The organism is Nonomuraea sp. NPDC051941 (genome assembly GCF_044593615.1).
Map to the genome: position 1 here is coordinate 52,911 of NZ_JBIUCF010000023.1, position 26,863 is coordinate 79,773.

The 26,863-nt window shown below is 68.9% G+C and carries 24 protein-coding genes and 1 pseudogene; 16 read left to right on the forward strand and 9 right to left on the reverse strand.

Annotation, left to right across the window (positions count from 1 at the left end; translation table 11 throughout):
* Positions 1–209 precede the first annotated feature (209 nt).
* Positions 210–422 carry a hypothetical protein gene (locus ACIHFD_RS34105; protein WP_397370420.1) on the forward strand — a complete coding sequence of 71 codons (213 nt, stop codon included), beginning with the start codon at positions 210–212 and terminating at the stop codon, positions 420–422.
* A 148-nt stretch (positions 423–570) separates the two neighbouring features.
* Here the strand turns inward: ACIHFD_RS34105 and ACIHFD_RS34110 are convergent, their stop codons facing one another.
* Positions 571–1,041: a signal peptidase II gene (locus ACIHFD_RS34110; RefSeq protein ID WP_397370422.1), complete on the reverse strand. Its 471-nt coding sequence runs from the start codon at positions 1,039–1,041 to the stop codon at positions 571–573.
* Between the two features lie 707 nt (positions 1,042–1,748).
* Complete coding sequence (locus ACIHFD_RS34115) at positions 1,749–2,387, reverse strand: methyltransferase domain-containing protein (RefSeq protein WP_397370423.1); 639 nt, start codon at positions 2,385–2,387, stop codon at positions 1,749–1,751.
* Positions 2,388–2,742: 355 nt separating this feature from the next.
* Here ACIHFD_RS34115 and ACIHFD_RS34120 point away from each other — a divergent pair, with 355 nt between their 5' ends.
* Genes ACIHFD_RS34120 through ACIHFD_RS34150 form a run of 7 tightly spaced genes read left to right on the forward strand, consistent with a single transcriptional unit; the run spans position 2,743 to position 10,254 of the window.
* The gene (locus ACIHFD_RS34120; RefSeq protein WP_397370424.1) at positions 2,743–3,402 is read left to right on the forward strand and encodes a glycosyltransferase family 2 protein; all 660 of its coding nucleotides are present in this window, start codon (positions 2,743–2,745) and stop codon (positions 3,400–3,402) included.
* A gap of 1 nt (position 3,403) precedes the next feature.
* Positions 3,404–4,054, forward strand: a complete 651-nt coding sequence (locus ACIHFD_RS34125) for a TIGR04282 family arsenosugar biosynthesis glycosyltransferase (protein WP_355199716.1) — start codon at positions 3,404–3,406, stop codon at positions 4,052–4,054.
* Positions 4,054–5,067, forward strand: a complete 1,014-nt coding sequence (locus ACIHFD_RS34130; RefSeq protein ID WP_397370425.1) for an NAD-dependent epimerase/dehydratase family protein — start codon at positions 4,054–4,056, stop codon at positions 5,065–5,067. The genes ACIHFD_RS34125 and ACIHFD_RS34130 overlap by 1 nt, the downstream gene beginning before the upstream one ends.
* Entirely contained in the window at positions 5,064–6,530 is a 1,467-nt protein-coding gene (locus ACIHFD_RS34135) for a glycosyltransferase 87 family protein (protein ID WP_397370426.1), read from the forward strand. The genes ACIHFD_RS34130 and ACIHFD_RS34135 overlap by 4 nt, the downstream gene beginning before the upstream one ends.
* Before the next feature lie 18 nt (positions 6,531–6,548).
* Complete coding sequence (locus ACIHFD_RS34140) at positions 6,549–7,916, forward strand: molybdopterin-dependent oxidoreductase (RefSeq protein ID WP_397370427.1); 1,368 nt, start codon at positions 6,549–6,551, stop codon at positions 7,914–7,916.
* Positions 7,913–8,425, forward strand: a complete 513-nt coding sequence (locus ACIHFD_RS34145; protein ID WP_397370428.1) for a hypothetical protein — start codon at positions 7,913–7,915, stop codon at positions 8,423–8,425. Before ACIHFD_RS34140 ends, ACIHFD_RS34145 begins: the two co-directional genes overlap by 4 nt.
* Positions 8,395–10,254: a glycoside hydrolase family 15 protein gene (locus ACIHFD_RS34150; protein WP_397370429.1), complete on the forward strand. Its 1,860-nt coding sequence runs from the start codon at positions 8,395–8,397 to the stop codon at positions 10,252–10,254. Before ACIHFD_RS34145 ends, ACIHFD_RS34150 begins: the two co-directional genes overlap by 31 nt.
* An 89-nt stretch (positions 10,255–10,343) precedes the next feature.
* Here ACIHFD_RS34150 and ACIHFD_RS34155 read toward each other — a convergent pair whose 3' ends face one another.
* The 3 genes from ACIHFD_RS34155 to ACIHFD_RS34165 all read right to left on the reverse strand — a co-directional run bounded on the left by ACIHFD_RS34155 (position 10,344) and on the right by ACIHFD_RS34165 (position 14,002).
* Positions 10,344–11,597, reverse strand: a complete 1,254-nt coding sequence (locus ACIHFD_RS34155) for an MFS transporter (RefSeq protein ID WP_397370430.1) — start codon at positions 11,595–11,597, stop codon at positions 10,344–10,346.
* Positions 11,545–12,102, reverse strand: coding sequence for an aKG-HExxH-type peptide beta-hydroxylase (locus tag ACIHFD_RS34160; protein WP_397370431.1), 558 nt, complete (start codon positions 12,100–12,102; stop codon positions 11,545–11,547). Before ACIHFD_RS34160 ends, ACIHFD_RS34155 begins: the two co-directional genes overlap by 53 nt.
* 1,051 nt (positions 12,103–13,153) lie before the next feature.
* Positions 13,154–14,002, reverse strand: coding sequence for an oxygenase MpaB family protein (locus ACIHFD_RS34165; RefSeq protein WP_397370432.1), 849 nt, complete (start codon positions 14,000–14,002; stop codon positions 13,154–13,156).
* A 60-nt stretch (positions 14,003–14,062) separates the two neighbouring features.
* Here ACIHFD_RS34165 and ubiA point away from each other — a divergent pair, with 60 nt between their 5' ends.
* Positions 14,063–14,935 (forward strand): 4-hydroxybenzoate octaprenyltransferase, encoded by an 873-nt coding sequence (gene ubiA / locus ACIHFD_RS34170; protein ID WP_397370542.1) that lies wholly within the window; start codon positions 14,063–14,065, stop codon positions 14,933–14,935.
* 214 nt (positions 14,936–15,149) lie between these two features.
* On the opposite strand, the gene ACIHFD_RS34175 is transcribed toward ubiA, so the two are convergent.
* Positions 15,150–15,752 (reverse strand): DNA-binding response regulator, encoded by a 603-nt coding sequence (locus ACIHFD_RS34175; RefSeq protein ID WP_397370433.1) that lies wholly within the window; start codon positions 15,750–15,752, stop codon positions 15,150–15,152.
* Entirely contained in the window at positions 15,749–16,213 is a 465-nt protein-coding gene (locus tag ACIHFD_RS34180) for a hypothetical protein (protein WP_397370434.1), read from the reverse strand. Before ACIHFD_RS34180 ends, ACIHFD_RS34175 begins: the two co-directional genes overlap by 4 nt.
* A gap of 273 nt (positions 16,214–16,486) precedes the next feature.
* Here ACIHFD_RS34180 and ACIHFD_RS34185 point away from each other — a divergent pair, with 273 nt between their 5' ends.
* The 6 genes and pseudogenes from ACIHFD_RS34185 to ACIHFD_RS34210 all read left to right on the forward strand — a co-directional run bounded on the left by ACIHFD_RS34185 (position 16,487) and on the right by ACIHFD_RS34210 (position 20,773).
* A complete protein-coding gene (locus tag ACIHFD_RS34185; RefSeq protein ID WP_397370435.1) occupies positions 16,487–17,383 on the forward strand; it encodes an ABC transporter ATP-binding protein in 897 nt (298 codons plus the stop codon).
* A 24-nt stretch (positions 17,384–17,407) separates the two neighbouring features.
* A complete protein-coding gene (locus ACIHFD_RS34190; RefSeq protein ID WP_397370436.1) occupies positions 17,408–18,127 on the forward strand; it encodes an ABC transporter permease in 720 nt (239 codons plus the stop codon).
* Between the two features lie 271 nt (positions 18,128–18,398).
* A pseudogene (locus ACIHFD_RS34195) lies at positions 18,399–18,491 on the forward strand (hypothetical protein); the annotation flags it as partial.
* A gap of 64 nt (positions 18,492–18,555) precedes the next feature.
* On the forward strand, positions 18,556–18,714 hold the full coding sequence (locus ACIHFD_RS34200) for an alpha/beta hydrolase (protein WP_397370437.1): 159 nt from the start codon (positions 18,556–18,558) through the stop codon (positions 18,712–18,714).
* Positions 18,715–18,739: 25 nt separating this feature from the next.
* Positions 18,740–19,414, forward strand: coding sequence for a GPP34 family phosphoprotein (locus ACIHFD_RS34205; protein WP_397370438.1), 675 nt, complete (start codon positions 18,740–18,742; stop codon positions 19,412–19,414).
* A 216-nt stretch (positions 19,415–19,630) separates the two neighbouring features.
* Complete coding sequence (locus tag ACIHFD_RS34210) at positions 19,631–20,773, forward strand: sensor histidine kinase (protein WP_397370439.1); 1,143 nt, start codon at positions 19,631–19,633, stop codon at positions 20,771–20,773.
* A gap of 77 nt (positions 20,774–20,850) precedes the next feature.
* Here ACIHFD_RS34210 and ACIHFD_RS34215 read toward each other — a convergent pair whose 3' ends face one another.
* On the reverse strand, positions 20,851–21,210 hold the full coding sequence (locus ACIHFD_RS34215; RefSeq protein WP_397370440.1) for a hypothetical protein: 360 nt from the start codon (positions 21,208–21,210) through the stop codon (positions 20,851–20,853).
* A gap of 55 nt (positions 21,211–21,265) precedes the next feature.
* Between ACIHFD_RS34215 and ACIHFD_RS34220 the strand changes: the two genes are divergently transcribed.
* Positions 21,266–21,565: a hypothetical protein gene (locus ACIHFD_RS34220; RefSeq protein ID WP_397370441.1), complete on the forward strand. Its 300-nt coding sequence runs from the start codon at positions 21,266–21,268 to the stop codon at positions 21,563–21,565.
* 48 nt (positions 21,566–21,613) lie between these two features.
* Here the strand turns inward: ACIHFD_RS34220 and ACIHFD_RS34225 are convergent, their stop codons facing one another.
* Entirely contained in the window at positions 21,614–26,812 is a 5,199-nt protein-coding gene (locus ACIHFD_RS34225; protein WP_397370442.1) for a DNRLRE domain-containing protein, read from the reverse strand.
* Between the last annotated feature and the right edge of the window lie 51 nt (positions 26,813–26,863).

Sequence of the window (26,863 nt, forward strand, 5' to 3'; positions counted from 1 at the left end):
CACCGTCGTTGGCTGACTGTCGTCCACCGGGGAGAAGGGCCGAGGAGTTCGTCGCGGCGCAAGCTCGCGACGGGGCCGCCGCCAGTGCTGCTCGACGAGCTGTCGTGCCCGCATCCATCGGGCGAGCTGGGCGAGGCCTTGATCTGCTCCTGGTTGCCCGGCCGGACAGATGGTTGCATCTCCGGCGATCGCGGCTAACCTGCCGTTTCATGATGTACGGCCCTCAACAGCCGCAGTTCAACACCCCCGACAACCAGCAGCGGCCCTCCGCCTTCGCACCGCCTCCCGTGGTGATCGACGTGGGCAGTGACGCCAAGGTGAAGGCGTTGATCGGCGGCTCCGTCGCGGGGCTCATCGGGCTCGTCTCGATCTTCGCCTCGTTCACCGGGCACACGCCGGGCTCGCGCACGTCGACGGACTGAGCGGCCCCTCACATCCATCACACAACCCACCGCGTGCTCGGTGCGCAGCGCCGACGAAGGGGGCGTTGCGCGGCGATCGCCCCAGCCTGGCAGGCGGGCACCTGTCCTGTCTCGTTCAACTTGACTGCCGATGGCCCTGGGCCAGAAGCTAGGCGGACTCTTCGCCCGGCACCCTGGCGAGCGGCACACCACGCAGGCTGATCAGTACCATCGCAACGCACCCGCAGGTGAGTGCGATGTCGGCGACGTTACCCACGAACGGGCCGTAGTCGATGAAGTCCACGACGTGCCCGCGGGCGAAGCCGGGCTCGCGGAAGAGCCGATCGCCCAGGTGAGACACCGCCCCGCCGAGCAGCATGCCCAGCACGAGCGCCCAGCCGGGGGAGGCCAGCCGACGCGCGGTGTAGAGAATGCCGACCACTGCGGCTGCCGCTGCCAGGGCGAACACCCACGTCGCGCCGGTGCCTACGGAGAACGCGGCGCCGGGGTTGTAAAGCAGCCGGAAGTGAATCAGAGGGGGGATCACTGCGACGCGCTCGCTGTCGGACAGCGTGGAGACCGCCCAGAGCTTGGTGAGCTGGTCCACGACAAGGACCACTGCGGCCAGCATGAGCATCATGCCGTACAGCCGACTCGAACCCCGCTCTAACCGCATCATTCATGGCCTCCGTGCTGTTCAACCGATATTTCCTGAGACTACTAGGGCGCCCTATGAGGCACCCATGCGAATGCTTCATGAGCGGTGAGGCATGCCTCGGGTCGAATGAGACCGAACGGCACCGAAGTGATGGCGATCGGTCGGCGTGAGCAGGCGACAACCCAGGACAGGGTCCATATAAACAGCGATCTGGAAGGTGGGCTGACCACCGGGACGCGCGCCACCAACGGCTGGGGCGCCTTCAACAGCCTGGGACTGTGCTACGGCAGGATGATCGGCGCGCAGCTGAACGTCGGCGAGTCCCACCGCACCCTGGCCCGGTGGGTGTTTTTCGACCTGGGCCGAGCGGGCGGTGGAGTCGGCACGTGCCCAGTTCACATGAGAGCGACACGAGCTGCCCGCCGGCGGCACCTTTGTTTGGGGGACGAAATATACGTGCTCGAACACGATCCGCGATGTGTGCTGAGCCGGCAGCCTTTCCCGTACGTAGTTGAGAATGTCAGGCGTCCCGTCTGATTATGAGTTGGTTCGATTGATGTGGCTCAGCGTCGCGGGGCGCTGTTTTCTATCGCGTGGGCGGCATTCTCCCCGCCGTCGTGTCGGGAAGTGATGGTGGATGCTGCGCCGTACCGCGCGCGATGAGGCTCGAGTTTCCCGTCAGATCGAACCTACGGGTTATAGTCGCGGCCGGGTGAGTCATGAGAGGGATGCGAACCATCGCCCCGCCGCGTTCCAGTGCTCGTCGGTGGGAACCCGGATCGCCCGGCAAGAGGGGCGATATCGTCGATCGAGACGGTCGCCCAGGTGAACCAGTCGCCCGTACGCCCGGACTGGCGCAGCCGTACGGTGTGGACCCCGCTCTGTACACCCGGCGGCGAGAGTTCGGCGATCACCGTTCCTCCTGACCTGACCAGTTCGCGCAGGCGCCGGAGGAGGGCTGCGGGGTCGCCGCCGATGCCGATGTTGCCGTCGGCCAGGAGTGCCTCGGCCCACCGCCCGGTTCCTGGAAGGGGTTCGAAGACACACCTGCGCAGCGCCAGCCCGCCAGCGCGGCGGGTCAGCTCCACGGCCAGGGGGGTGATGTCGATGCCCAGGGCGGGAACCCCCATCCGGGTAAGCGCCACGGTCAGTCTTCCGGGTCCCGAACCGACATCGAGAGTGGGCCCGCAGCATCGGGCCAGAATGTGTTCGTCGCCCTCGTTGTACCGGAGCCAGCGCTCGGTGGAGAGCGACCGCATTCGGCCGTCGGCATATTCAACGTATACGTTTCTGCCTTTGAGACCTTCTTCTTTGAAAGCGCCGATCACGCGACTCTTCCATTGTGGTGGAAGCTGGGAAAGAGGACTGCCGGAATATTCACGCGACTACTTGTGATCATGCAGGAACATTACCCCGGCAGGTCGGCGACGATCCTTACGAAGCTGTTAAGGACGGGGAGCCGCGACCGCCTGGCAAAACCGCGTCCATCACGCCCTCGACGGAGTGTCAAAATACGGCAGAGCAGGGCAAGTCGCATGCTCTGCCGGGGACGCGGGGGCCAGTGGCCCAAACCACGGGTTCGGCCATGAAGCCGTATTTCCGCGGACTCGAACTGGTCATTTCTCGGAACGACGTCATCCTTTCGTAAGAGAAGGGGCGCTGTTGCCGCGTTAGCGTCGGCCCATGGAGATCGACGTGGTTCTGCCCTGCCTGAATGAGGAGGCGGCCCTGCCCTGGGTGCTCGGGCGGATGCCGCCCGGCTTCCGCCCGATCGTGGTCGACAACGGGTCGACCGACGGATCCGCGAGGGTCGCGGCGGAGTTCGGCGCGATGGTGGTGGCTGAGCCCCAGCCCGGATTCGGGGCCGCGTGCCACGCGGGGCTGACGGCCGCGACGGCGGACGTGGTGTGCTTCATGGACGCTGACGCGTCCCTCGATCCCGGGCAGTTGCCGCGCGTCGCGGGGCCGGTCCGGGCGGGTGAGGCCGATCTGGTCCTCGGTCGCCGCGTCCTTGGACCGGGCGCCTCCTGGCCGGTGCACGCCCGGCTCGGCAACGCCGTGCTGGCTCGCGAGCTGCGCCGCCGTACCGGTGCCGACCTGCACGACCTGGGGCCGATGCGGGCGTGCGGACGTGCCGCCCTGCTGGCCTTGGAGCTGGCGGACCGGCGGTTCGGCTACCCCCTGGAGATGGTGCTGCGCGCCGGTGCGGCCGGCTGGCGGATCGCCGAGGTCGAGGTGGACTATCTGGCCCGTACGGGGAGGTCGAAGGTAACAGGTACGGTACGCGGCACGCTCCGGACAATCGGTGACATGCGCCGGGTCATGGCCGACAGGGCGGTATGACGTGAGTTCGCACCATATCGACGGCGCGCAACTTCTCGTGATCGCCAAGGAGCCCGTACCGGGGAAGGTGAAGACCCGCCTGACCCCGCCCTGCACTCCGCGCGAGGCCGCGGCATTGGCCGGCGCCGCGCTGGAGGACACGTTGCGGACGGTCGCCCGGGTTCCGGTGGCCCGCCGCGTGATCGCTCTCGACGGGGCTCCCGGGGCGTGGCTGCCCGCCGGGTTCACGGTCGTTCCGCAGCGCGGCGACGGCCTGGACGAACGGCTCGCCGCCGCCTTCGACGACGCCCACCGGCTGTCGCCCGCCCCGATCGTGCTCATCGGCATGGATACCCCGCAGGTGTCCGTCGGCCTGCTGGCTGAAGCCGTGTCGTTGCTCGGTGCCCACGACGCGGTGTTCGGCCCCGCGACGGACGGTGGGTTCTGGCTTCTCGGGCTGCGCGCCCCCGACCCCGATCTGCTGCTCGGCGTGCCGATGTCCGAGCCGACCACAGGAGAGATCCAGCTGAACAGACTGATTGAGGCTGGAATGAGCGTCGCCTGCCTGCCTTGCCTGACCGATGTGGACACCATGGAGGACGCGGTGGAGGTGGCGGCGCTGGCTCCCCACTCCCGATTCGCCGCCGCGCTCGCCGGAACGGCGGTGTTGTGATGACCCCTTCTCGCGAGGCGAAGGTGCTGGTCACCGGCGCGGCCGGGTTCATCGGGAGCCATGTGACGGAGGCGCTGGAAGCGGCCGGACACGAGGTGGTCCGCCTTGACCTCAGGACCGGCGACGACGTGCGCGACGCCGCCACGCTCGACCGGTTGATGGCAGGGGTCGACGTCGTCGTGCACCAGGCGGCCAAGGTCGGGCTCGGCGTGAATGTGGCCGACCTGCCGGACTACGCCTCGGTCAACGTGTACGGCACGGCCGTGCTGCTCGCCGCGATGGCCCGGCAAGGGGTCGGGCGGCTGGTGCTGGCCTCCTCGATGGTGGTCTACGGCGAGGGCGCCTACGACTGTCCGAGGCACGGCCGGGTACGGCCCGCGCCGCGTTCCGCCGCCGCCTTGGCACGCGGGCTCTTCGAACCTCGTTGCCCTCGGTGCGACTCGGAGGTGGTCTACGCCACCATCGATGAGGACGCGCCGGCGGATCCCCGCAACGCGTACGCCACCAGCAAGCTGGCGCAGGAGCACCTGGCCGCCAACTGGGCGCGCGAGACCGGCGGCACGGCCGTCGCGTTGCGGTACCACAACGTGTACGGGCCCAGGATGCCCCGGGACACGCCGTACTCCGGGGTAGCGGCGATCTTCCGGTCCGCGCTGGAGGCCGGTCGAGCACCCAGGGTGTTCGAGGACGGCGGGCAGTTGCGGGATTTCGTCCACGTCCGCGACGTCGCTCGTGCGAACGTCGCCGCGCTCTCCGGCGGCCGACCGGGCCTGCTGGCCGCGTACAACATCGCCAGCGGGGAGCCGCACAGTGTCGGTGACATGGCCGTGGCACTGGCCACGCACCATGGCGGGCCGGAGCCGGTGACGACGGGGGAGTACCGGCTGGGCGACGTCCGCCACATCGTGGCCGCTCCGCACAAGGCGGGTGCGGAGCTCGGCTTCCACTCCCGGATCGGGTTCGACGAGGGGATGAAGGAGTTCGCCACCGCACCCCTGGCTTGCCCGGCGTGACCTGCCGCGCGGCGGGAACGGCCGTCCTGCTGGCCGCCCTTGTCGGCACGCTCGCGCTGGCGATCGGCGGGGACGTCGTTCCCGCGGATCGCCACGGCCTGTTCTGGGCGTACGCGCTCGCGTGGGCGTTCTTCTGCGCGGCGACGTGGGCTGTGCGCGGGCTGCCGACGCGCCAGGCGATGTGCCTGGTGATCGTCGGAGGGATCGCCGTGACCGCCACCGGCCTCCTCGCTCCGCCCGCCACCAGCACCGACTCCTACCGCTACGCCTGGGACGGACGGGTGCAGGCCGCGGGCATCTCGCCCTACGATCACGCCCCGGCCGAGGCGGCGCTGGCGCCCCTGCGCGACCTCTGGCTCTTCCCCCGCGGCGCCGGCTGCGAAGGGCCCGATCGTTACCCGATCCACTCCGGAGACCCGGTCACGTCGTGCACGCGGATCAACCGCCCCGGCGTGCACACGATCTATCCGCCCCTCGCGGAGGCCTACTTCCTCCTGGTACACGGACTCTCGCCCGAAGGGGCACGGCACAAGCCGCTGCAGATCGGCGGCGCGCTCCTGGCCTTCGCGACCTCGGCAGTGCTGCTGATCACGCTCAGCCGCCGAGCCGGCACCCGGGACAACGCTCCGGCGTACACCGCCTGCTACGCATGGTGTCCCGCCGTCCCGCTCGAACTGGTGAACAACGCCCACGTCGACGCGCTCGGCGTCCTGCTCGCCGTCATCGCCCTGACCACGGTGAACAGGCACAGGGTCCTCGGCGGCACGCTGCTCGGGGCGGCGACCGCCGCCAAGCTGCTGCCCGCCGTCACCGTACCCGGAGCGCTCTCCGGGGTCCTCGCGACAGGCGGAAAGACGCCGGCGCGCCGGATACTCGACGCCCTGGCCGTCCTCGGCCCCGCCGCTCTCGTCGTGGCGCTCGCCTATCTGCCGTACGTGCTCACCTCGCGCGGCTCGGTACTCGGATACTTCTTCGGTTACTTGACCGAGGAGGGTTACGACGACGCCGGCAGTAGGGACCGGTACGCGTTGCTGAGACTGGTCCTCCCCGACTCGTGGGCGTTCCCCGCGGCCCTCGTCATCCTCGGGATCGCGATCTTCCACGTACTCCGCCACGGTGACGCGGACCGGCCGTGGCAGGGCGCCCTGTTGGTGACCGGGGTGGGGTTCCTCGTGTTCACGCCCGGCTATTCCTGGTACGCCGTACTGGTCGTCGCGCTGGTCGCCCTCGACGGTCGGTGGGAGTGGCTAGGCATCCCGCTGGCGAGCGGCGCGGCGTACATGGTCACTGGCTCCGGGACCATCGCCTACGCTCTCGCCGCGCTGGCGGTGGCCGCCGGGCTTGTCGCACGCGCGATCCGTCCCTCACCCGGCAGCGCGTACGACGTCCCGAGATCGCGAAGATCGGCCGGACATTGCCGAATGGGTGCCGGGGCGTGGCTTTGGAAGGACCGTTTCCGGTAAGGAGACCGAACAGCCGACATGGGGATTTCGGGGGGATCGGTGCCGGATGCGTCGCGGGGGCGCGATCGTGAGGTCAAGCCCGACAAGAAGGGCCGCCTGGCCGCGCGCCTCAGAGGGTGGAGCGGGCCGCCCGGGCCGTTCCGGCCGGAGTTCTGGCGCAGCCCGCTCCGCGGCCCCTGGCTGACCTCGGTGCTCGGACTGATCCTGCTGGCCGGGATCCTCCTCGTCGCGATCACCGGGCTGGTGTCGTACGCCGCCTACGAGCCTCGCCTGCCGGGCAACGACACCACCCCCGGCAGGGGCCTGCTGGGCTTCTATCTGTTCGACTGGCCCACGGACCCGGTCTGGTTGTACCGGGTCACCCAGGGTGCGCACGTCGTCGGCGGGCTGACGCTGGTGCCGATCCTGCTGGCCAAGCTGTGGTCGGTCATCCCCAAGCTGTTCTCCTGGCCGCCCGCCCGTTCCGTGGCGGAGGCCGTCGAGCGGGCCAGCCTGCTGCTCCTGGTCGGCGGCGCGGTGTTCCAGTTCGTGACCGGGATCCTCAACATCCAGCTCTTCTACGTCTTCCCGTTCTCCTTCTACCCGGCCCACTTCTATGGCGCATGGATCTTCCTGGCCGCCTTCGTCGTCCACGTCGTCATCAAGCTGCCCCGCGTCATCCACACCCTGCGAACGTACGGCCTGCGCGACTACCTGCGCCTCTCTGTGGCGGACACCCGTCCGGAGCCGCCGGACCCCGATGGCCTGGTCGCCGTCGACCCGGCGCCCCCCACGATGTCCAGGCGCGGCCTGCTGGCCTTCGCCGGCGGCGGCTCGCTGGTCATGTTCGGCCTGTCCGTCGGTCAGTGCGTCGACGGGCCGTTGCGCCGTACCGCGCTGCTCGCTCCCCATGGACGCCTCTACGGGACGGGCCCCAACGACTTCCAGGTCAACAAGACAGCGGCGAGCCTCGGCGTCACACCAGCCCGGACCGGCGAGTCCTGGCGGCTGGCACTCGTCGGGCCACACCGGACGGAACTCTCCCGCGCGGACCTGCTGGCGATGCCTCTGCACACCTACGCCTTGCCGATCGCCTGTGTGGAAGGCTGGTCGACCGTCCAGACCTGGACCGGCGTACGGCTGGCCGATCTCGCCCGCCTCGCCGGCATCCGGGCGGGCTCGACAGGCGTCACCGCCAGGTCTCTGCAACGTGGGGGCTATTTCGGTCAGGCCTCGCTCAGCGCCGCGCAGGTCGCCGACCCGCGCTCGCTGCTGGCGCTGCGGGTCAACGGCGCCGACCTGTCCCTCGACCACGGATACCCGGCGCGGGTCATCGTCCCCAACGCTCCCGGCGTGCACAACACGAAGTGGGTGCGCGAGCTCGACTTCACCCAAGAGCGATCTTGAACGGCCGCAGCCGGTGGGCAAGGACCTACGGCGCCCCTTCGTGGCACCTGCTCGTACTCGCCCTCTGTTTTCTGGTCGCCGGTTACGCCGTCACCCGGGTGGTCGACGTGGGGATCTGGCCGGGCTTTCTGGTGTGGTTCGTGGGGGCCGTCATCCTCCACGACTTGGTGCTGTTCCCTCTCTACTCCGCCGCCGACCTCGCCGCCCGGTCCGCCACCGCCCGTACCCGTCGCCGTCGTCGTACGGCCGCTCGGCGTCGGCCTCGGCCGACGGGGCGGCGGCCGGCTCCGATCAACCACCTGCGCGTGCCGACCGCGTTCTCGGGTCTGTTGCTGCTGGTGTGGTCCCCACTCATCCTGCGCGGTGCCGAGCCCAACTACAGGGCGGCGGTCGGTTTGAGCACCATCCCTTATCTCAACCGGTGGATTCTGGTCACCCTGGTGCTCTTCGCCGCCTCAGCACTGCTCTACCTGCTGCGATGCCTGGCCGCGGGGCGGGCCGGCCGTTGAGCGCCCGGCCGATCGGCGACTACGCGATGTTGTCGGACTGCCGGTCCGCCGCGCTGGTCACGTCCGACGGCTCTGTCGACTGGCTGTGCCTGCCGCGTTTCGACAGCCCGGCGCTCTTCGCCCGGCTGCTGGACGAAGAGGCCGGCTTCTGGGCGATCCGGCCGGCATGTCCGGCCGAGGTGACCCGTCGGTACGTCGAGGACACCCTTGTGCTGGAGACCACGTTCCGGACGCGCGACGGCACCTTGGTGCTCCTGGACGCTCTCGCGCTGGGTCGTGGCGAACGTGGGCACGCGCTGGGCACGTCATCCCCCGGCCTGCTCCTTCGCCGGCTCGCCTGTACCGAAGGGCGGGTGTCCGTGGAGATCGTGTATGCGCCCCGGCCCGAGTTCGGGCTCGTCCGCCCGCTGATGCAACCGGTCCGCGGCGGCCTGATCGCCCGTGGAGGCGCCGACGTGCTCACCCTGTCCAGCCCGGTGGAGTTCCGGACCGGCGGCTCGGTCGCGGACGCCGCTCTCACCCTGCGCGCGGGACAGAACGTCGGCCTGGCCCTGCAGGCCGGCCGGGTCTGGGCGCCCGACCCGCCGTGCCGTACCTCCTGGGCCGTCGCGCGCCGGATCCGCGACACCGTCGCGGGATGGCGCTCCTGGTCACGCGGGCACGCCGACTACGAGGGACCCTGGCGCCGGCAGGTCAACCACAGCGGCCGGGTTCTGCGCGCGATGACCTATGCCCCGACGGGGGCCATGGTGGCCGCGGCCACCACCTCCCTGCCGGAAAGCATCGGCGGGGAGCGCAACTGGGACTACCGCTACACATGGGTCCGCGATGCCAGCTTCACCCTGCACGCCCTGAACACGGCCACCTGCGAGGAGGAGGAAACCGCCTACTTCACCTTCCTGTCCCGCGCATGCGCGACCCAGGTCGACACGGACCCGGACCTGCAGATCATGTACGGCATCGGCGGCGAGCGCGACCTGAGCGAACGGCGGCTACCGCACCTGCGGGGGTGGCGGGACAGCGCCCCCGTGCGGGTCGGCAACGACGCCTGGCGCCAGCGTCAGCTCGACGTGTACGGCGAACTGCTCGACGCCGCCCACCAGACCTATCGGGACATCGGCCCGTTCGACCCCCTCACCCGCTCGCTGCTGATCGGAGTGGCCGAGACCGCCGCGCGCCGCTGGCAGGAGCCGGATCAGAGCCTCTGGGAGGTCCGTGGCCCCAGCCGGCACTTCACGCACTCCAAGCTGATGTGCTGGGTGGGACTGGACAGGGCCATCACCCTGGCCCCGGTGCTGGGGGCCGCCTCCCGGGTCGCCGACTGGACGCGCGTCCGAGACGAGATCCATGCCGCGATCCTGACCCATGGATGGAACGAGCAGGCGGGTGCTTTCACCCAGACGTTCGGCGGCACCCAGGTCGACGCGGCCACCCTGATGATGCCGCTGGTCGGATTCCTGCCGCCGGACGACCCGAGAATCCGCTCCACGGTGCAGGCCGTCGCCACCCGGCTGACCGACGCGAGCGGGCTGGTGTACCGCTACCGTTCCGCCGACGGGCTGGCCGGCCAGGAGGGCCCGTTCCTGCTGTGCACCTTCTGGCTCGCTCACGCGCTGGCCCTCACCGGTCAGGACGCCGAGGCCAGGCGGGCGTTCGAGACCGCCGCCTCCTGCGCCAACGATGTCGGCCTGCTCAGCGAAGAGGTGGACCCCACCACAGGAGAGGCGATCGGCAACTACCCTCAGGCCCTCAGCCACATCGGCCTGATCAACGCCGCCCGCGCCATCGGGGACGCCCGGCGTCGAAACGGTCACGCTCAACGGGCATGACCGTCACGGTTGGGAGACCAAGCGTGATGCCCTCCACCATCCGGGAGCGAACAAGGCCGTGGTGGTGATAATTCGCTGAGCAAAGATCGCTAAGCGGCGCGAAAATTTCTGGAAGTGAATGCCAGCAACCCGACCGATACAAGCAGGACCCCGTTCGCGGTGCTCGCAATTACCGGTCCCGCGATCTCTCCCAACACCCCAAAACCACTTATCGAAGATATTACGCCCAGACTTTGCACCAGGGTCATCATCGCAGAAATTCTGGACGTATGTGATTCTGGTGCCGACTGAACGACCAGGGGAGTCAAATGCATGGCAGCGATGCCATACCCCAGTCCCACCAAAGCCGCAGAGGCAAGCGCAAGAGGCATGACAGGCGACAGGGAAAGCACCGCAGCCCCGACACCGGTGATAAGAATACCAGTAGCCGAGGCGACACCGGGCCTTTTGAAGGTGCCATAGCGTGATGTCATTAACGCTACCGCGAAAAATACCACGTCCTGGACCCCCAGCAGCCATCCGACGTCGTAAGGGCTCCAACCGCGCATTCGAGCCAGAAGTGGCACGAAGAGTGTGGCGATCGGTGCGATAAAGGCCGCACCGCCAGCCATCACTGACAACCCGACCTGTAGGACAGGAACCTTTGCCGCAAGCTTCAAGCCGTCGCTCGCCTCATGGATCAGCCCTGCTCTCTTCCCTTTTTCGGCCGGTTCGAAGGGTGGGCGCACGAACGCCAGGACGATAAGTGTCAGGACGAAGCTGAAAGCATTCACAATCGCCGCGCCAGAAATTCCGAAGCCGACGGTGAGCACCCCGCCGAGCGGCGCACCGACAAATCCTGCCACCTGACGACCGGCCTGCTGGACGGCCAGAGCTCTGGACAGTTGCTCCGGAGCCACCAGACGACGCATTATTGAGGTGACCGAGGGAAGATGAAATGCATTGATCAGCCCGGTGATCAGACTGAATCCGGCCAGCAGCCACACCTGCGTACCGAAAACAGTGGCAGCGGCGGCCAAGAGTAGAGAGTTCAGCGTCATGGCGCCGAGGGTGAACCCCATGACTCGCCGAGGACCTGCTCGATCGGCGAGAGCTCCACCGACCAATAGCAGGGTTGCCTGCGGCAAAATGCCGACGGTCAGGGTGATGCCGGCAGCCGCTCCACCGTGGGCAGTCGCAGCCCATGTGAGAGCCACGGTGAAAGCCATGCTTCCTGTCGTGGAAACCGCTGCGGCACAAAGCCATGCCTTGGCACGGAAAGGGATCGCAGGTTTCAACGCCGTACTTGAACTACCCGGCATGACGAGCTGGCTTGATTGTTGATACGAGTTCGCGTCCCGCATCCGTCAACGGCAGCTCGTTCTGCACGGTTGTGTACGCAGCCACCAGGTCATGCATCGCACGCTCGGCTCTCTCGGGTACCGCACGCGCACCCAGTCGTGCATGCCAGTCGCACAGGCGTGCCAGGACAAAGAGCTGATGCAGTAGCCCTGCGGCGGGCCGGGGGTCTTCGCGCAATGGTGTTTGATATAGTCTGCCATTGTCGTCCTCTAGACATGGCGTGCTTGCCAGAATCCCATTGAGCCGAACGTGTGACGACTCATGGATGATCTCCTCGGCGAGGACGGTCACATTCGCTAAGCTATCGGCTCGTAAGCAGATCAGGCCGTGTGTACAAATATCTGCGAAGCCGATGGCATTTCCGGCGGTGAAGAACGACAGACAGGTCACCGTCGTCCGAATTTCTTGGACCATGGCCGGCCAGCAGTCGACGATGAGCCCATGGGCTTGCCGCAGGAAGCCGTAACAATTCAGCTGATCGGGTGAATGGAAAACCAGCGTCTCCACATCTCCCGCCTGCCGGGCTATACGTATGTGTCGCTCAACGGTAGGTGCGATCACCGGTTCTTCCAGCGGAGTCAGATCAACCGCAAATCCGGCTCTACTCGCCACATCGCTGGCGCGTCGGCGACTTTCTTGAACCGTCCTGAGCAAGCCGTTCTTCGAAAGCGCTGGAGGAGTACCGCTCGCTTTCGCCCATGCCAGAGCGAAAGCGGCGGGGTGGGAGAGATCCCCGCCGAGTTCCCGTTCGAGTTCGACGGCGTCGCACCTCAATATGTCCGCTAGCTGTGACCCGAGGAACTGGGAGAGTGCAGCTCTCTCGAGCTGTGCTCTCCCAGCGTCGGGCTGCCAATGCAGCTCCATTGGTCGACTCAGCCGCCGAAAACGTTACCCATGAGTCTCTGCTCGGCGAGTGGGACTTCGGGAAGCTTCGGCACGGTCAGCTTCGGCTCGTCTTTCATTTCTCGTTCCTCCAGCTTCTTGACTTCGCCGGTCGGAGCGATTCGCGCGTACCTTGGCTGCAGAAGGACCAGGCTCCTTAAAACTGGAGCTGACATCTTGATCGATTTCTGTCAACCAGTGGGTGGCCTCATCGACAAGATGCCTGCGCCTTCACGCAGCAATCGACAGGTCCATCGCGGCCAAACGTGAGCAAATCGCCCATCTTATTGAACCTCTGGCGCCAAATCAATTCTGATCTGCTGGCCTTCCAGTGACAATCCCAAATCCGCAACATCTGGTTCGTTTTCTGGATATGATTTCAGCCTGTCGGTGCCCCCAAATCCGGTGGCCGGCGTTCGTGGTGACCCCGGCCACGCTCTTGCGCCGGCACCCGGAGGTGGTCGGACGACAGTGGACCTATCCGCGGAGTCGGCTCGTTCTACAACGAACATGGGCCACATCGAGCGCTTCCTCATCCAACCGATCGCGCCGCTCGACATTCGCCGACGCGATCGACTGGGCGGTGTCCTGAAGGAGTATCGCCATGCGGTTTGACCTGGCCGGACGAATGATCGGCACCCGCACCGTCGATCGCAGGATGGGCAATCCGCGGCCGTCAGCTGCGGCCGGCTCGTTCCAGCGCCGCTCGACGCATGGGTGGTACGCGATATTTCGGCGGTAGAGCCGTCCGGACCAGAAGCCGGGTTCCCCGGGCCGACAGTCCGGCGATGACGTCGGTCGCCGGACCGCCCCTACCGCCGTAGAGCCGGCGGGCCCACGGCGGTAGGAGGCCGACAGCGGTCGCGGCCAGGACCCGGTAGGCCCCGCGCGACGGACCGCTCGCGAGCGCGCGCCGAAGAGCCCGGTTGTTCCATTCCGCGGGCACGGGCGGGCAGGTGGCCAGGAAGGTCGCGATGTCGGCTGCTTCCGTAGTCAGGCTCAGTTGCGAACGAACGGCCTCGTAGTAGGCCGCCACATCCGCTGCGGTGCCGGGGACCGAGGTGGGGTCGAGGCCGATCAGCTCGGCACTCCGGCGCTGTTCGGTGTAGTAACGGTCGACCTCGGCGCCGGTCAGCCGGAGACCGGCGCGGCGAACCGTGGTCACGAACGACTCGGCCTCGGCCACGTGCACCCAGCGCAGCAGGTCGGGCTCGTCGATACGGAACACCTCGCCGGTCCGCGGGTCAGTTGCCCGCATCCCGGCGTGCAGGCGCCGGACCCGGCTCGCGGCGGCCTCCGCCTCGGCGCTCGTGCCGTACAGGATGGTCCGCAGGTAGACCCAGATGCGAATGAGCCGGCGCCACGGGTCGGTCCGGTACGAGGAGTTCTGCGCGACCCCCGCGACCGCACGCGGATGCAGCGCCTGCAGGTACAGGCTGCGTAAGCCGCCCAGCGCGACGATCGGCTCGCCGAAGACCTTCCAGCTCACCGAGTCGGGCCCGAACACGCCGATGTCACGGTTCATGAGAGATAGGCAATCCTTGCCGAGGCGCCACGGTGGGCAACGGGATCATCCTCGGTGGCGATGGTACATCGAGCGATCGTCCGGATCAGCGCCTACGCGCGGTTGGTCCGGCTGGACAGGCCCATCGGTATCTGGCTGTTGATGTGGCCGGCGCTGTGGGCGTTGTGGCTGTCGTCCAACGGCGACCCGGACGAGCGCGTGTTCCTCGTGTTCATTGCCGGGACGGTGCTGACGCGTTCGGCGGGCTGCGCGATCAACGACTTCGCGGATCGTCAGTACGACGGGCATGTGGCGCGCACCAAGGGCCGCCCTCTGGTCACCGGCGAGGTGAGGCCGGCCGAGGCGGTCGGGCTGTGCTGCGTCCTGGGCGTCGCTGCGCTCGGACTCGTATTCACGCTGAATCGGCAGACGCAGGTGCTGGCGCTGGCCGGCGGTGTGCTGCTGCTGACCTATCCGCTCATGAAGCGCTTCTTCCCGGCGCCGCAGGTGTACCTCGGCGCTGCCTTCACCTGGTCGGTTCCCATGGCCTTCGCGGCTCACGGCGGCGGAATGCCACGGGCGGCTTGGCTCCTGTTCGCCGCCGGGCTGCTGTGGACGGTGGCGTACGACACCATGTACGCGATGGCCGACCGCGACGACGACCGAGCCCTCGGCATCCGTTCGACCGCGATCCTGTTCGGCGACGCTGATCGCCTCGTCGTCGGCATCATGCAGGCGGGGATGCTGATCGCCATCTTGCTGGCCGGCCGGGAACTGCACCTTGGAGCATGGCATGTGGGGGGTGTGACAGCCGCCGCCCTGCTCGCGTTGTACCAGCAGTTCCTCATTCGCCGGCGCGGTCGTACGGAATGTTTGAAAGCGTTTGCGAACAACAACTACGTCGGCATGGTGATCTTCGTCGGTATCGCGCTCGAGTACCTCTTCCGGAGCTGACGGCGGGAGCGTCGTCCCGGCCGGCCTCCAATTTCCGAAGAGATCCGCGAGTGATCCCCAGCCCGCGCGCGAGCCTGTATGCGTGCGGCTCGCCAGGCGTTCAGTGTCGGTTCGATCAACGCCCAGCGGGTATCGGACAGGTCCGATCAATCCACACATATCGGGCCACGACGAAAGCGGGACGAACGATGATAAATCATCATAAGATGCCCACTTACAGCCAGTCGTGTTCGCGTGCGTACCGCGCCGCCTCATGGCGGGTCCGGGTCTGGGTTTTCTGCATCGCGTTCGAGAGATAGTTGCGCACCGTGCCCTCCGCCAGATGGAGTTGGGCGGCGATGTCGGCGACCGAGTAGCCGTCGCCCGTCGCCCGCAGCACGTCGATCTCGCGGTCGGTGAGCGGGCAGTCGTCGACGAGGGCGAGGGCGGAGACATCCGGGTCGATCCATCGCCTGCCCTCGTGCAGGGTCTTGATGACCGAGACGATGTGCGCCGGTTCCGCGGACTTGCTGACGAAGCCCTGGACGCCGAGCTTGAGCGCCTTGCGGAGCACGCCGGGCCTGGCATGGCGGGTCAGCATGAGGATTATTTGGTCTGGCCGCGCCTGACGGATCTCCGTGACGGCGCCGAGCCCGTCCACACCGGGCATCTCCAGATCGACGACGAGCACGTCGGGCCGGTGCAGCAGTGTGGCCTGTACCGCCGCCTCGCCGTCTCCCGCTTCGGCGAGCACGGTGATCTCGCCCTCGAGCGGGAGCAGTGACGCCAGCGCCTTGCGGAGGAGGGCTTCGTCGTCGGCGAGTACCACGGTGGTCATCGGTTCTCCTGTGCTTCGGAACGTCGGTGCGGGAATGCCGCGATCGTCAGGAAGCGCCCGTCTTTCTGCTCCACCGTCAGCTCGTCCCCGTTGGCCATCACTCGTTCCCTGAGGGTAGCGAGGCCCCGGAGAGCGGGAAGCGGAGCCTCCTGCGGGCCGTCGTCGATGACGGCGATGCCCGGCTGGGGGAGCGTGATCCGTACCTGCTCGGTCTGCACGTGCCGCAGGATGTCGGTGGTCGTCTCCCGGAGGACCGGGCCGGGCAGTTCGCCTGCGTGTGGGGCGACCTCGGCCTTTCGGTCGACGCGTACGCGGATCTCCCGGAGCTCCTCCTCGGCCCGTTCGGCGTCGGCGCGCACCGGCTTCCGGGCCGGCGCGGTCGGCTTCACCACGTGCAGCGTGTGGCCCCGGATGTCGTGAAGATTGCCGGCGAACCGCATGCGCTCAGCGCGCTCATGCATCACGGGTGGCTCTCCACCGGGCGGGCTCACCGATCCTCAGCTGGGTGCTGTGTGTCGGGGCTGAGCGGTCATGTCGGCCGTCGGCAGAATGCGCACGGGTCTGGCGTCCATGTGTGGGCTCTCCGGGATCGAACGGCAGAGTCCGCCAGTATTCTTCCCGTCCCGTGGCGGCACCAGTGACACCACGTCATGCGTTCACGCCAAGGATGTCATGGCGAGGTCATGACGTGGTCGCACTGGGAGATACGTGCGGCGACGGCTGAGATCTACGGTATGTCCTCGACACCAGTCATCGACGTCGACCGTCTGAACCTCACCTACGGCGACTTCCGCGCCGTGCGGGACCTGTCCTTCCAGGTGCGGCACGGGGAGTTCTACGCTCTGCTCGGCACGAACGGGGCGGGGAAGACCTCGACCCTGGAGACCATCGAAGGCCACCGCACGCCCACCTCGGGCACCGTACGGGTCTTCGGGCAGAGCCCGCGCGACCGGCGGGCGGTGCGGCCCCGGATGGGCATCATGCTGCAGGAGAGCGGATTCTCGCCGGATCTGACGGTGCGGGAATCGCTCCGGCTGATCGGAAACCTCACCCAGCGCATCGACACGGTCGAACGCTTGCTCGGCATCGTCGACCTCACCCGCAAGGCCGGCACCAAGGTGTCCCAGCTCTCCGGCGGAGAGAAGCGACGACTGGACTTCGCCACCGCCGTGTACGGAGCGCCTGAGCTGATCTTCCTGGACGAGCCCACCACCGGCCTGGACATCCAATCCCGGGACGACCTGTGGGACGCGGTGGACCGGCTGCGCGAAGACGGATCCACCATCGTTCTCACCACGCACTACCTGGAAGAGGCTCAGCAGCGTGCCGACCGCATCGGGCTCATGCACAAAGGCACCTTCCACCGGGAAGGGACCGTCTCCGAACTGACGCGCACCCTGCCCGCCGCCATCCGCTTCTCCCTGCCGGCCCCCGCACCCGCGCTGCCGCTGCAGGCCACGCGCGAGGGTGACGGGAAGTACCTCATCGAGACCTTCGGCCTGCAGAAGGACCTGCACACCCTGCTCCGCTGGGCCCAGGACCACGCGGTGGAGCTGCGGGACCTCGAGGCCGGGCCGACCCGGCTCGACGACGTCTTCCGCGCGCTCGGCAGCGACCGGCCCACTCCCTGAATTTCCAAGAAAAGGACCTTCGCCATGCTCTCGATCGCTCTCAGCGAGCTGGTTCAGATCTTCCGGAACCGGCTGGTTCTGGTCACCTGCCTCGTCATGCCCGTGGCGGTCAGCGCGTTCTTCATCTCCCGGCACGAGGTGTTCGCAACTCTGGGCAGTCTCGGATACATCGCGGCGGTGGTGCTGTTCACGGTGGCGGCGTTCACGCTCTACACCACCACGGTGACCACGCTCGCCTCGCGCCGGCAGAACCTCTTCCTCAAGCGGCTGCGCTCCACCGCGGCGGGCGACACCGGCATCCTCTTGGGGCTGCTGCTCCCGGTCACCGCCATCTCGCTGGTACAGGCCGCCGTGATCACGACCGTGCTGGGCGCGGTCACGGGCGCGCCGGACAACGTACTTCTCCTGGCAGCAGCCGTCGTCGCGACGATGATCATGATGCTGGGGCTGGCACTGGCCACCGCTGGAGTGACGAACTCCCCGGAGCACGCCCAGGTGACCACGCTGCCCATCGCCATCGGCACCATCGTCGTGGCCAGTTGGGTGGGGATCGCCGGCACCGAGGATCTCACGCTGCTCAAGCGGCTGCTTCCCGGCGGCTCGGCCGCCGAACTGGTCGTCAACGCCTGGAACGGCGGCGTACCGATCGCTGACTCGCTGATTCTGCTGGCACCCACGCTGAGCTGGGTCGTCGTCGCCGTCGCGCTGGCTTCCCGGAGCTTCCGCTGGGAGCCGCGCCGATGACGTACGGGACCGTCCCCGACCAGCGCCGTTCGTCATGTCCTGAGGAGGAACAGGATGCGGGAGTCATCGTGACCGTCCTCGCCGCCACGGTGTCGGCGGTGTCGGCATCGGACACCTTGAACGTCGCAGCGTAGGCCGAGCCGGAGGGCTTCAACGGCGTGCTGTTTCGCGAGATCACGTTCGCCGAGCTCTACTACGACAGGAGAATGCCGTGGCCGGCCGAGTCCGGGCCTACCAGCGCAACGTCGCGATCGACCGGGTCCGCTACCCGATGTTCGGCGCGGCCGGGGCCGACAGCACGCCGTGCGCGTTCCGGCCGTCCGAGCCGTCCGAGCCGCCGGTGCGGATCACCGATCGGGGGCCGTCGAACGTACTCGTCCTGCAGGACCTCCGCGACCCGGCGACGCCGCCGGCCGGTGCCCGGGCAGTTGCGGAAGGCCTTCGGCGACCGGGCCCGGATGGTGACCGCCGACCAGGGCGGGCACCTGGCGTACCTGTTCATGGAGAACCGGTGCGCCAACGACATCGCGACAGAGTTCCTGGTCACGGGAGAGCGCCCACGGCTGGACGTGGCGTGTCCGGCCTGACCACCGAGAGAAGGTAGGGAGATACATGCTGATCGTCGAAGATCTGATGCTGCTGATGCTCGACGACGAGACAGGGGCCATAGCCGGAGCCGGCACACTGCACTACGCCCTCGGCGGCGCCGTACTCGTCGAACTCGCCCTTAATGGCAGGATTGAGACCGATGGGGGCCGCCCTGGGCTGAACGGTCCCAAGATCATCGCGGTCGGGGACGGCCCACTTTCGGACCCCCTGTTTCAGTCCGCCTACGTGAAGGTCGCCGAGCGGCCTCAGAGGGTGCAGCCACTCCTGCTCGCCATCGGCGGTGGACTTCGGAAACCGGTGATCGACCGGCTTGTCGAGCGTGGCCTCATCCGTCGCGAGAGCAGGAGGGTGCTGGGCGTGTTCCGTACGACCAGGTTGCCGGCCGAGGACACCGGCCACGAGGCGGAGCTCCGGCGGAAAGTTCGTGCCGTACTGGCAGACGGCGAGACTCCCGACGCTCGCACCGCGGCGGTGATCGCGCTGCTCTCGTCAAGCGGCACCCTGCCGGCTCTCCGGCCGCCCCTCGCGTGGTCGGCCAAGGTCCGCGAGCGTGCGAAGGAGCTCGAGAACGGCAGCTGGGGCGCCGCGGCCGTGAACACCGCAGTGACGCGCACCGCCGCGGCGATCGCCGCGTCGAGTGCTGCCGTCAGTGTCGCCGTGATCACGGCGGTCACCTGAAGTTCCACGCGATGCCGAACGGCGGCGCCGCGCCCGATGCGGTCTCGCGGTGACGTCATGACGCGGTGTCACTGGTGCCGCCGTGGAGCAGGAAGAATACTGGGCAGACGCTGCTGTTCGACCCCGGAGAGCCCTCATGTCAGACCAGCGCGCCCGGCGTGGACGGCCACGGTCCTACGGCGTGAACGGATCGTCCGGCAACCAGGTGAGGAGCCCGTGAGCCCGGCCCACCCGGTGTCCGAGGACAACGAGCCGGCGCAGGGGCAGTTGCGCAAGCTCAACCTCACCATGTTTCTCCCGCTGCTCGTCGTCGCCGGGGCGGTGGTGGTGGCGACGGACGCCCGGTCCTGGTGGGATGCCCTCGTCCTGGGCGTGGGCGTGGTGGCGGCCCTGGTGTCCTTCGTGAGGTGGGCAGGGGGAGACGTTCTGCGCGTCGCGCTGCCCTGCATGATCGTCACCGCGGCCGTGTGGCCCTACTCCGTGCTGGTGGCCGGCGGCAGTGCGGTGTTCTTCGCCGTCGCCACCGCTGGCGCGTTCGTCATCCCCCAGCTGTCGCGGCGCCAGGTCATGTGGGCCGTCGCGCTGACCGTCTATGTCGCCGCGGTGGGCGCGTCGAGGCTGCTGGTGGCGCACGAGGACGTTCCCGGCGTGCTGTTCCGGTACGTCCTCATCCCCACGGGCATCACGGCGGCGATCATCGGGCTCAGATTCCCCAACAAGCGCTTCTACGACGTCGTCACCGAGCTGGAGGCGGCACGGGAGCGGGAAGCGGAGCTGGCCGTGATCCGCGAACGCGTCCGGTTCGCCAGCGACCTGCACGACATCCAGGGCCACACCCTGCACGTGGTGAAGCTGAAAACGGCGCTCGCCCAGAAACTGGTCGACAGCGACACCGAACGCGCCAAACAGGAGTTGCGGGAGATCCATGCCCTGGTCAGCGACACCATCACGCAGACCAAGGCGCTGGCCTACGCACAGCGGCGGCTCAACCTCTCCGCCGAACTGGAGAACGCCAGGAACCTCTTCGAGGCCGCGGGCATCGGCGTGCGCATCGACCGCGAAGCGGACGTCGACCCGGGCGCGAGCGAACTGCTCGGCCAGGTGCTGCGCGAGACCACGACCAACATCCTGCGCCACGCCCAAGCGACGCGGGTGCGGGTCACCCTGTCGGAGTCGAGCATCACCATCGTCAACGACGGCGCCCAGCAGGCACCGCTGCCCGAGCTCCGGGGCCTGGCGGCGCTCGAACAACGCGTCACCGCCGAAGGCGGCGAACTGACGGTCGAACAGAAGGACGGGCAGTTCCTGACAGCCGCGGCATTCCCGCACCGACGTTCCGAAGCACAGCGGCACCGGTGATCGCCGGTGTGCAGGTGTTGTCGTGTTCCGGGCCTTCGCGCTGCCGTGCGAGCACCTGGCCCAGGAGCGGTCCTGATTCAGAGGGGGAGGACCGCCGATATGGCGGTCAGCGCGGCTTGCAGGATAACGATGCTGACGACTGAGCGAAGGAGCATGAGTTTCCAGTAAAGGGCTTGATTCGCCCGCTGGGAAACTTCGCGTTCGTCCGTGACCGGGCCCAGCAGGAATGTGCCGGAGTCAGGCCGCCGCCAGAGCGCAGCGAACAGCAGGAATGCCGCGCCGACCGCACACGCCTGCGCCACCAGGTTCAGCACCGTCGCGATCCGGCCGGCGGCCGGCACGTGGCGAGCGGCCAGGAACAAGGCCCCGGTGCCGAAGAGTAGGAGCACGGCGACGATGTCCGCGTACAGAATCTTACGACGATTCGGCTCGGCCACATCGCGACCGTACGTAGCAAACCGGCCCAGATCAAGGGTCGTAACAGCCGGCCATATGCCGGACGCGCCAGACGCCGCCCAGCCCGCCACCGCCGCGAGCCAGGCCGCGGCCGTCTGCCCGACCGGTTACCTGTGCCTGCAGCCGAGCGCGTCGTCGGCCAGGGCCGTGCTCGTCAAGCAGGGGGACAGCCGGTCCTTCTCCGGCGGGCTGCAGGTCAGCCAGGTGTCCAATCAGACCGGCGTGGCCTACTGCGTCAGCAGCACGCCCTACGGCTACACCTTAGGCGCCAGGAAGACGGAGACCCGTACCCACACCGTGCTGTCGGTCAAGCCGGCCGGAGTCTGCGCGGCCTGAACGTGACAAAGCCCGGGTGGCGGACCACCCGGGCTTTGTCACGTGCGTTCAGTACGGACGCTGGAGGTAGCGGCCGAGCGCCGGGTCGTACACGCGGCTCGACACCAGGACCCTGCCGTCCAGCACGGTCGGGCGGTACGCCCCGCCGAGCCAGCCGTAACGGACCGGCTGGGAGGGCACGCCGAACTCGTCGTACCCGACCACCGTGGCCAGGCCGGTGCCGAGCTCCAGCTCGGTCCCGACGCTCCCCCCGACGGTGAGCAACTGCAGGCGCACCGATCCGGTCGCGCCGGTGAGCGCGGCCAGCTCCCCGCCGATGCCGGCGACGTCGCGGACGATCGTGCCGTTCGCGGCGGTCCAGGAGGGCTTGTCGCCGTCCGAGCCGTAGTGGTGAACGGTGACCGCGCCCGCCTCGTTCGTCTCCGAGCGGATCCGGCCCGCTGGGTCGCGGGTCCAGGTCAGGCTCTGCTCGCCGGAGGTCATCCTGGCCGGCAGACCGTCGGCGAAGTAGCCGATGGTACGCCCGCCGGGCAGCGACGTGGTCCGGCCCGCCGCGTCGTAGGCGTAGCCGTCGCCGGTCAGCCTGCCGTCGGAGGCGTAGCCATAGCTGGTGATCGACGCGGCCGAGTCGTCGGCCACCGGGCAGTCCTCGTCCGACGACTGCACCGCCAGCCGGGTCCGGTTGCCCGCCCCGTCGTGGTCGTAGCGGCGCAGGGTGCACACCGGGAACGCCATGTCCAGCGCCGACGCGAGCTCGCCCGCCTTGTCGTAGCCGAGCTGCCGCTCGGCCATGAGATCGGTCCGCATGCTCAGCAACTCCTGGCCGTGGACGTTCCGGGCGACCTGGTCGATCATCACCGGGGCCTCCAGGCCGTCCCGGGTGTAGATCCGGGCGTAGCTCTGGCCACGCTCGTCGTAGCCGACCTGCAGGTGCAGGCCGCCCGGCAGGTCACCCTCGGTCTGGCGTCCCTCGGCGTCGTAGCGCGCGGTGAACGTGCCCGCGACCGAGTCGGTCACCGAGGTGGCCAGGCCGCGCGGCTCGACCTTGGCGTCGTAGCCGTAGGTCCTGGTGGACGGGGACGAGTCCGTGACCTTGACCGGGCGGTCGAGGTCGTCGTACTCGGTGCGGGTCAGGCCGCCGTCGGCGTCGGTGTGGGAGATCACCCGGCCGAGCTTGTCGTAGGCCGTGACGACCTTCTCCGTGCCGCGCCAGCGCTGGGTGGGCCGGCCGGTCGCGGGGTCGTACCCGAGGCCGATCTCGGCCTCACCGCCCGCCTTGGTGGCGATGAGGCGGCCGGCGGTGTCGCGCTTGAAGGTGGTGGCCGTGTCGCCCTCGGCCACGGTGGCGGCCAGGCCGGAGGCGTCGTACGTGTACGTGCGCCCGCCGTCCTGGCACACCAGGCCCGCCCAGTCGGATCGCCCGCCGCACGGCGCGCTGCCGGTCGCGGTGTAGAGCACGGGGCCGGCGACCGTGGTGGTGACCGCCTTGCCGGCGGGGTCGCGGACCGTCTTGATCTGCCGCCCCGTGGCCCAGTCATAGGTGGTGGCGGTGGTGCGGACGTCCGCGTCCGGCTTGGACTCGCGCCCGACGATCACCGCGCCGGTCTTGACGGTGGTCGGCAGGTCGCGGGCCACCGCACCGGCCGGCCGGCCTTCGTCGTAGGTGTTGACCGTACGGGTCCTGGCGCCGATGGCGTACCCGGCGGGCAGGTCGTCCACGTCGGACTCCAGGTTGATGATGTGGACCGGGCTCAGCTCCGCCAGCTTGCGCCGCCCGGACGCGTCATAGACCGAACGGGTGGACAGCAGCTCGGCGCGCTCCTCGGGCTCGTAGCCGGTGATGGCGAGTTCGGCGAGGCGGAAGTCGGTGATGTCGCGCTGCGACAGCTCCCGGTTCGCGGCGGTGAGCTCGCGGACGACGTGGCCGAACCGGTCGTAGCCGGTGGCGGACAGGTGCCCGCCGGGCGTCAGGACGTTGACCGCCCTACCCGACTCGTCCAGGTACGTCACCGTGGCGGCCAGCCCCGGCGGCTGCACCGACGTCGCGGTCACGGGCGCCACGGCCTGGCCCCACGCCGTCACCTCCTTGGCCGTCACGTCGGCCGGGCCGCCGGCCGCCGTGGTGAGCGGCACCCCGTACACGACGGTGGTCTTGGCCTCGCCGGCGACCTGGTCCGCGGTGCCGGCCTTGAGCGTGGCCCGGGTGACCGTGCGGAGCCGCCCGTCAGTCTCGTACGCGAAGGTCCACGGCAGCTCGCCGGGCGGGGTGAGCGTGGAGACGCGGCCGGCGGAGTCGTACCCGTAGACGGTCTTCAGCGCCGGGCTGATCCGCGGGTCCCACGCCTCGGAGAGCCGTCCCGCGCTGTCGTAGCCGTACTGGGTGATCACCGTGCCCTGCAGAGAGCCCGGCAGAGAGACGGTGGACAGGCGTCCCGCGGTGTCGTAGCCGAGCTCCAGCGGGTGCCCCGACCTGGTGATCGACTTCAGCCGGCCCTGGTCGTAGACGTGGCCCTCGGGGGCGTACAGGTCGCCTTGCCTGGTGAACGTGGTGACCTCGCCGCGCGCGTCGGTCAGCGTGTACGTGCCGGTGAGGGCCAGGTTCTCGGCCCCGGGCTCCGGCTTCCAGCCGTCCGCGGTCTTGGTGAACTGCACCGGCCGGCCGTCGGCCCGCGTCACCTCGACCGAGGTGGCCGAGGTCTCCTTGAGCACGGGCACCGGGAGCGACCAGCCGGCCTCGCGGGAGGAGGCCGTACGGGTGAGCGTCAAGCCGAAGGGCCCGCCCGCGGTGGCCTGGAGACGGTAGTCGCCGGTCTGGAGGTTGAGCACGCCCGGCCCGACCTCCTTCGTGGCGGCCCGGGTGGCGCGGCGGTCCACCACGACCTCGACCGGCTGGGACTCCGCCGTGGTCGTGCCCGTGACGACCGCGCGCACCTGCACCGCGGCGTCGCCGAGCTGCGTGCCCGCGTCCCAGGTCAGGCCGGACAGCCTGCCGGGGGCGGCGACGGGCCACGCGGTCAGCGGCTTGCCGTCGGTGCCGGTGACGTTCGCGACGGGCAGGTCCGCCCAGGCACCGGTCTCGGAGCGCCGGTACTGGAACCTGGCCTGCGTGAACGCCGTGCCGGCGACGGCGAGGGGCACCTTGGCGGTGCTGCGCAGGCCGTTCACGGGCGCGGTGAGCGAGGCCACGGCCGCGCCGGTCCCGACGTTGAAGGTGTAGGCGGTCGTCGGGGAGGCGTTGCCGGCCTTGTCGATGGTGTAGACGCTGAGCGTGTGGGCGCCCGTCGTGGCCGGGGTGAGCTTGGCGGTGACGGCCGCGCCGGTGGTGAGCACCTTGGTCACGGCGTCGCTGTCGAGCTTGTAGGCGATCCAGCCGGCGTCGGTGTTCGCCGGGGTGAGGGTGAACGTGCCGGCCTTGCCGGCGTCGCCATGGTAGGTCCCGTCGTTCGGGTAGTCGGTGGAGGCGGCCTTGGGGGCGGGCGGCTTGACGGTGTCGACGGAGAAGTACGCCGTCTGCCAGAGCTTCGAGACCAGCGAGCCGTCGTGGGCCCACGACCGGAACATGTACGACTTTCCGTTGGCCAGCTTGCCCGCCGGCACGTTCGCGCCGGAGAAGCCGTTGCTGGCCACGTACGCGCCGTAGAGGTCGTCGATCAGCATCGTCGAGCCCTCGTACAGGTCGAACTTGCCGCGGACGTTGCCGCCGTCGGGGTCGCGCACGTGGTTGCGCAACTGCGGGGTGAGCGTGTTGGTCCAGAGCGTGCCGTCGTAGTCGGTGAACGGCGAGACCCAGGTCGAGACCGGGGTGCTCGGGTAGGAGTTGTACGTCACCGAGACGACCGGCACCTTCGACGAGGCGTTGCCCGAGTTGAACCGCTTCCAGGCGTACTTGTCCGACTCGTTGGCGGCCCGCAGGCCCATGCCGGACTCCTTCCAGCCCTGGTCGGCATAGTGCTGCACCAGCGAGGTGACGTTGGCGCTGACCCAGCCGTCGGCGCAGCCGCTGCCGTAGCCCTTCGTCTCGCTGGAGGAGGCGTACTTGGCGGCCATGTGCGGGCCCGGGTAGCGCGACGACGTCGAGGCGCGGTCGGCCGACCAGACCTCCCACGAACGGGCCTCGCACGACCACGAGTGGAAGTTCCAGAGCTTCAGCGTGGCCGAGATGATCTTCTTGCCCGCGATGCCGGGGGTCTTCCACGTGATGAACGACTTGGCGACCTGGCCGCTGCCGTTGTTGCCGATCTTGAGCTCGGTGGCGCCCGACTGGTCGGTGCCGTAGCCCTCCTGCACGAACGTGTCGAAGACCTGGCCCAGGTTGAGCGTGGGGTCCACGGTGACGGGATACGTCGTGGCGGGGTCGTTCAGGAAGGCCGCGTCAAGGGTGAAGACGAGGTCGCGGCCGGAGACCTTCATCCCCACCGGAGCCCGGCGCAGGTGCTCGCCGGAGATCGGGTGCGTGGAGGCGTCCCACATCTCCGGGGCGGGGATGGTGACGGCGACCTTGCCCTTGGCGTCGACCAGCTCCGCCCCGCCGTCCTTGGCCTCGCGCGCCGTCAGGCCCGGCGCCTTCAGCGTCAGCGTGTACGACAGTGGCGCGGCCGGGCGCGACTTGAGCAGCAGGAACTGCTCGGCGCCGGTTCGGGTGGCGGTGACGACCAGGTCGGCGCCCGGCATGGCCTCCGCGTACGTGGCCGTCTCACCGGACAGGCCCGGCACCGGCAGCGCGCCCTTCCACTGCAAGGTGACCTTTGCGGAGCCCTCACCGATCGTGATCAGGTCGGTCGCCGCGGTGTTCGCGGTGGCCTGCCGGGCGCTCAGCCCGGCGCGCCCGCCCCCGAAACGCAGCTTGCGGCCGTGGCCGCGTGGCACGATCTCGCCCGACGCGGTCCTGGTGAGCGCGATGTCCACCGGGGCCCACCCGCCGTCGCCGCGGTAGCGCACCGGACCGGCGAAGGAGTCGACCGTCAGCGTGCCGTCCGGGTTGGCGTAGGTGGTGGTGGTCTCGGTACGGGCGTCCGCGACCTCGACCCGGCGGCCCGTCAGGCGGGCGGACAGGCGGGCGGAGGCCTCGTCGGGCGCGCTCGGCTCGGCGGCGATCCGGGCCGGGTCACTGGGGTCGTCAACGGCCTGGGTGGCGGCGGGCGGTTCGGCGGCGGCCGGTTCAGCGGCGGCCGGCGAGGGGGGCACGGCCAGCGGAAGAAGTAAGAAGGCGAGACCACCGGCGAGGGCCCGCGGCAGGAGGGCAGACATGGGGAGCTCCGAGGTAGAGCGACGCCCCCGCCGGCTTGACGGGGGCGTCAG

Excerpts from the sequence above, each read along its gene's own strand:
- ACIHFD_RS34105 (WP_397370420.1), top strand. The coding sequence starts at position 210 with ATGATGTACGGCCCTCAACAGCCGCAGTTCAACACCCCCGACAACCAG.
- ACIHFD_RS34110 (WP_397370422.1), bottom strand. The coding sequence starts at position 1,041 with ATGATGCTCATGCTGGCCGCAGTGGTCCTTGTCGTGGACCAGCTCACC.
- ACIHFD_RS34120 (WP_397370424.1), top strand. The coding sequence starts at position 2,743 with ATGGAGATCGACGTGGTTCTGCCCTGCCTGAATGAGGAGGCGGCCCTG.
- ACIHFD_RS34130 (WP_397370425.1), top strand. The coding sequence starts at position 4,054 with ATGACCCCTTCTCGCGAGGCGAAGGTGCTGGTCACCGGCGCGGCCGGG.
- ACIHFD_RS34140 (WP_397370427.1), top strand. The coding sequence starts at position 6,549 with ATGGGGATTTCGGGGGGATCGGTGCCGGATGCGTCGCGGGGGCGCGAT.
- ACIHFD_RS34150 (WP_397370429.1), top strand. The coding sequence starts at position 8,395 with ATGCCTGGCCGCGGGGCGGGCCGGCCGTTGAGCGCCCGGCCGATCGGC.
- ACIHFD_RS34155 (WP_397370430.1), bottom strand. The coding sequence starts at position 11,597 with ATGCGGGACGCGAACTCGTATCAACAATCAAGCCAGCTCGTCATGCCG.
- ACIHFD_RS34165 (WP_397370432.1), bottom strand. The coding sequence starts at position 14,002 with ATGAACCGTGACATCGGCGTGTTCGGGCCCGACTCGGTGAGCTGGAAG.
- ubiA (WP_397370542.1), top strand. The coding sequence starts at position 14,063 with ATGGTACATCGAGCGATCGTCCGGATCAGCGCCTACGCGCGGTTGGTC.
- ACIHFD_RS34175 (WP_397370433.1), bottom strand. The coding sequence starts at position 15,752 with ATGACCACCGTGGTACTCGCCGACGACGAAGCCCTCCTCCGCAAGGCG.
- ACIHFD_RS34180 (WP_397370434.1), bottom strand. The coding sequence starts at position 16,213 with ATGCATGAGCGCGCTGAGCGCATGCGGTTCGCCGGCAATCTTCACGAC.
- ACIHFD_RS34185 (WP_397370435.1), top strand. The coding sequence starts at position 16,487 with ATGTCCTCGACACCAGTCATCGACGTCGACCGTCTGAACCTCACCTAC.
- ACIHFD_RS34190 (WP_397370436.1), top strand. The coding sequence starts at position 17,408 with ATGCTCTCGATCGCTCTCAGCGAGCTGGTTCAGATCTTCCGGAACCGG.
- ACIHFD_RS34205 (WP_397370438.1), top strand. The coding sequence starts at position 18,740 with ATGCTGATCGTCGAAGATCTGATGCTGCTGATGCTCGACGACGAGACA.
- ACIHFD_RS34220 (WP_397370441.1), top strand. The coding sequence starts at position 21,266 with ATGCCGGACGCGCCAGACGCCGCCCAGCCCGCCACCGCCGCGAGCCAG.
- ACIHFD_RS34225 (WP_397370442.1), bottom strand. The coding sequence starts at position 26,812 with ATGTCTGCCCTCCTGCCGCGGGCCCTCGCCGGTGGTCTCGCCTTCTTA.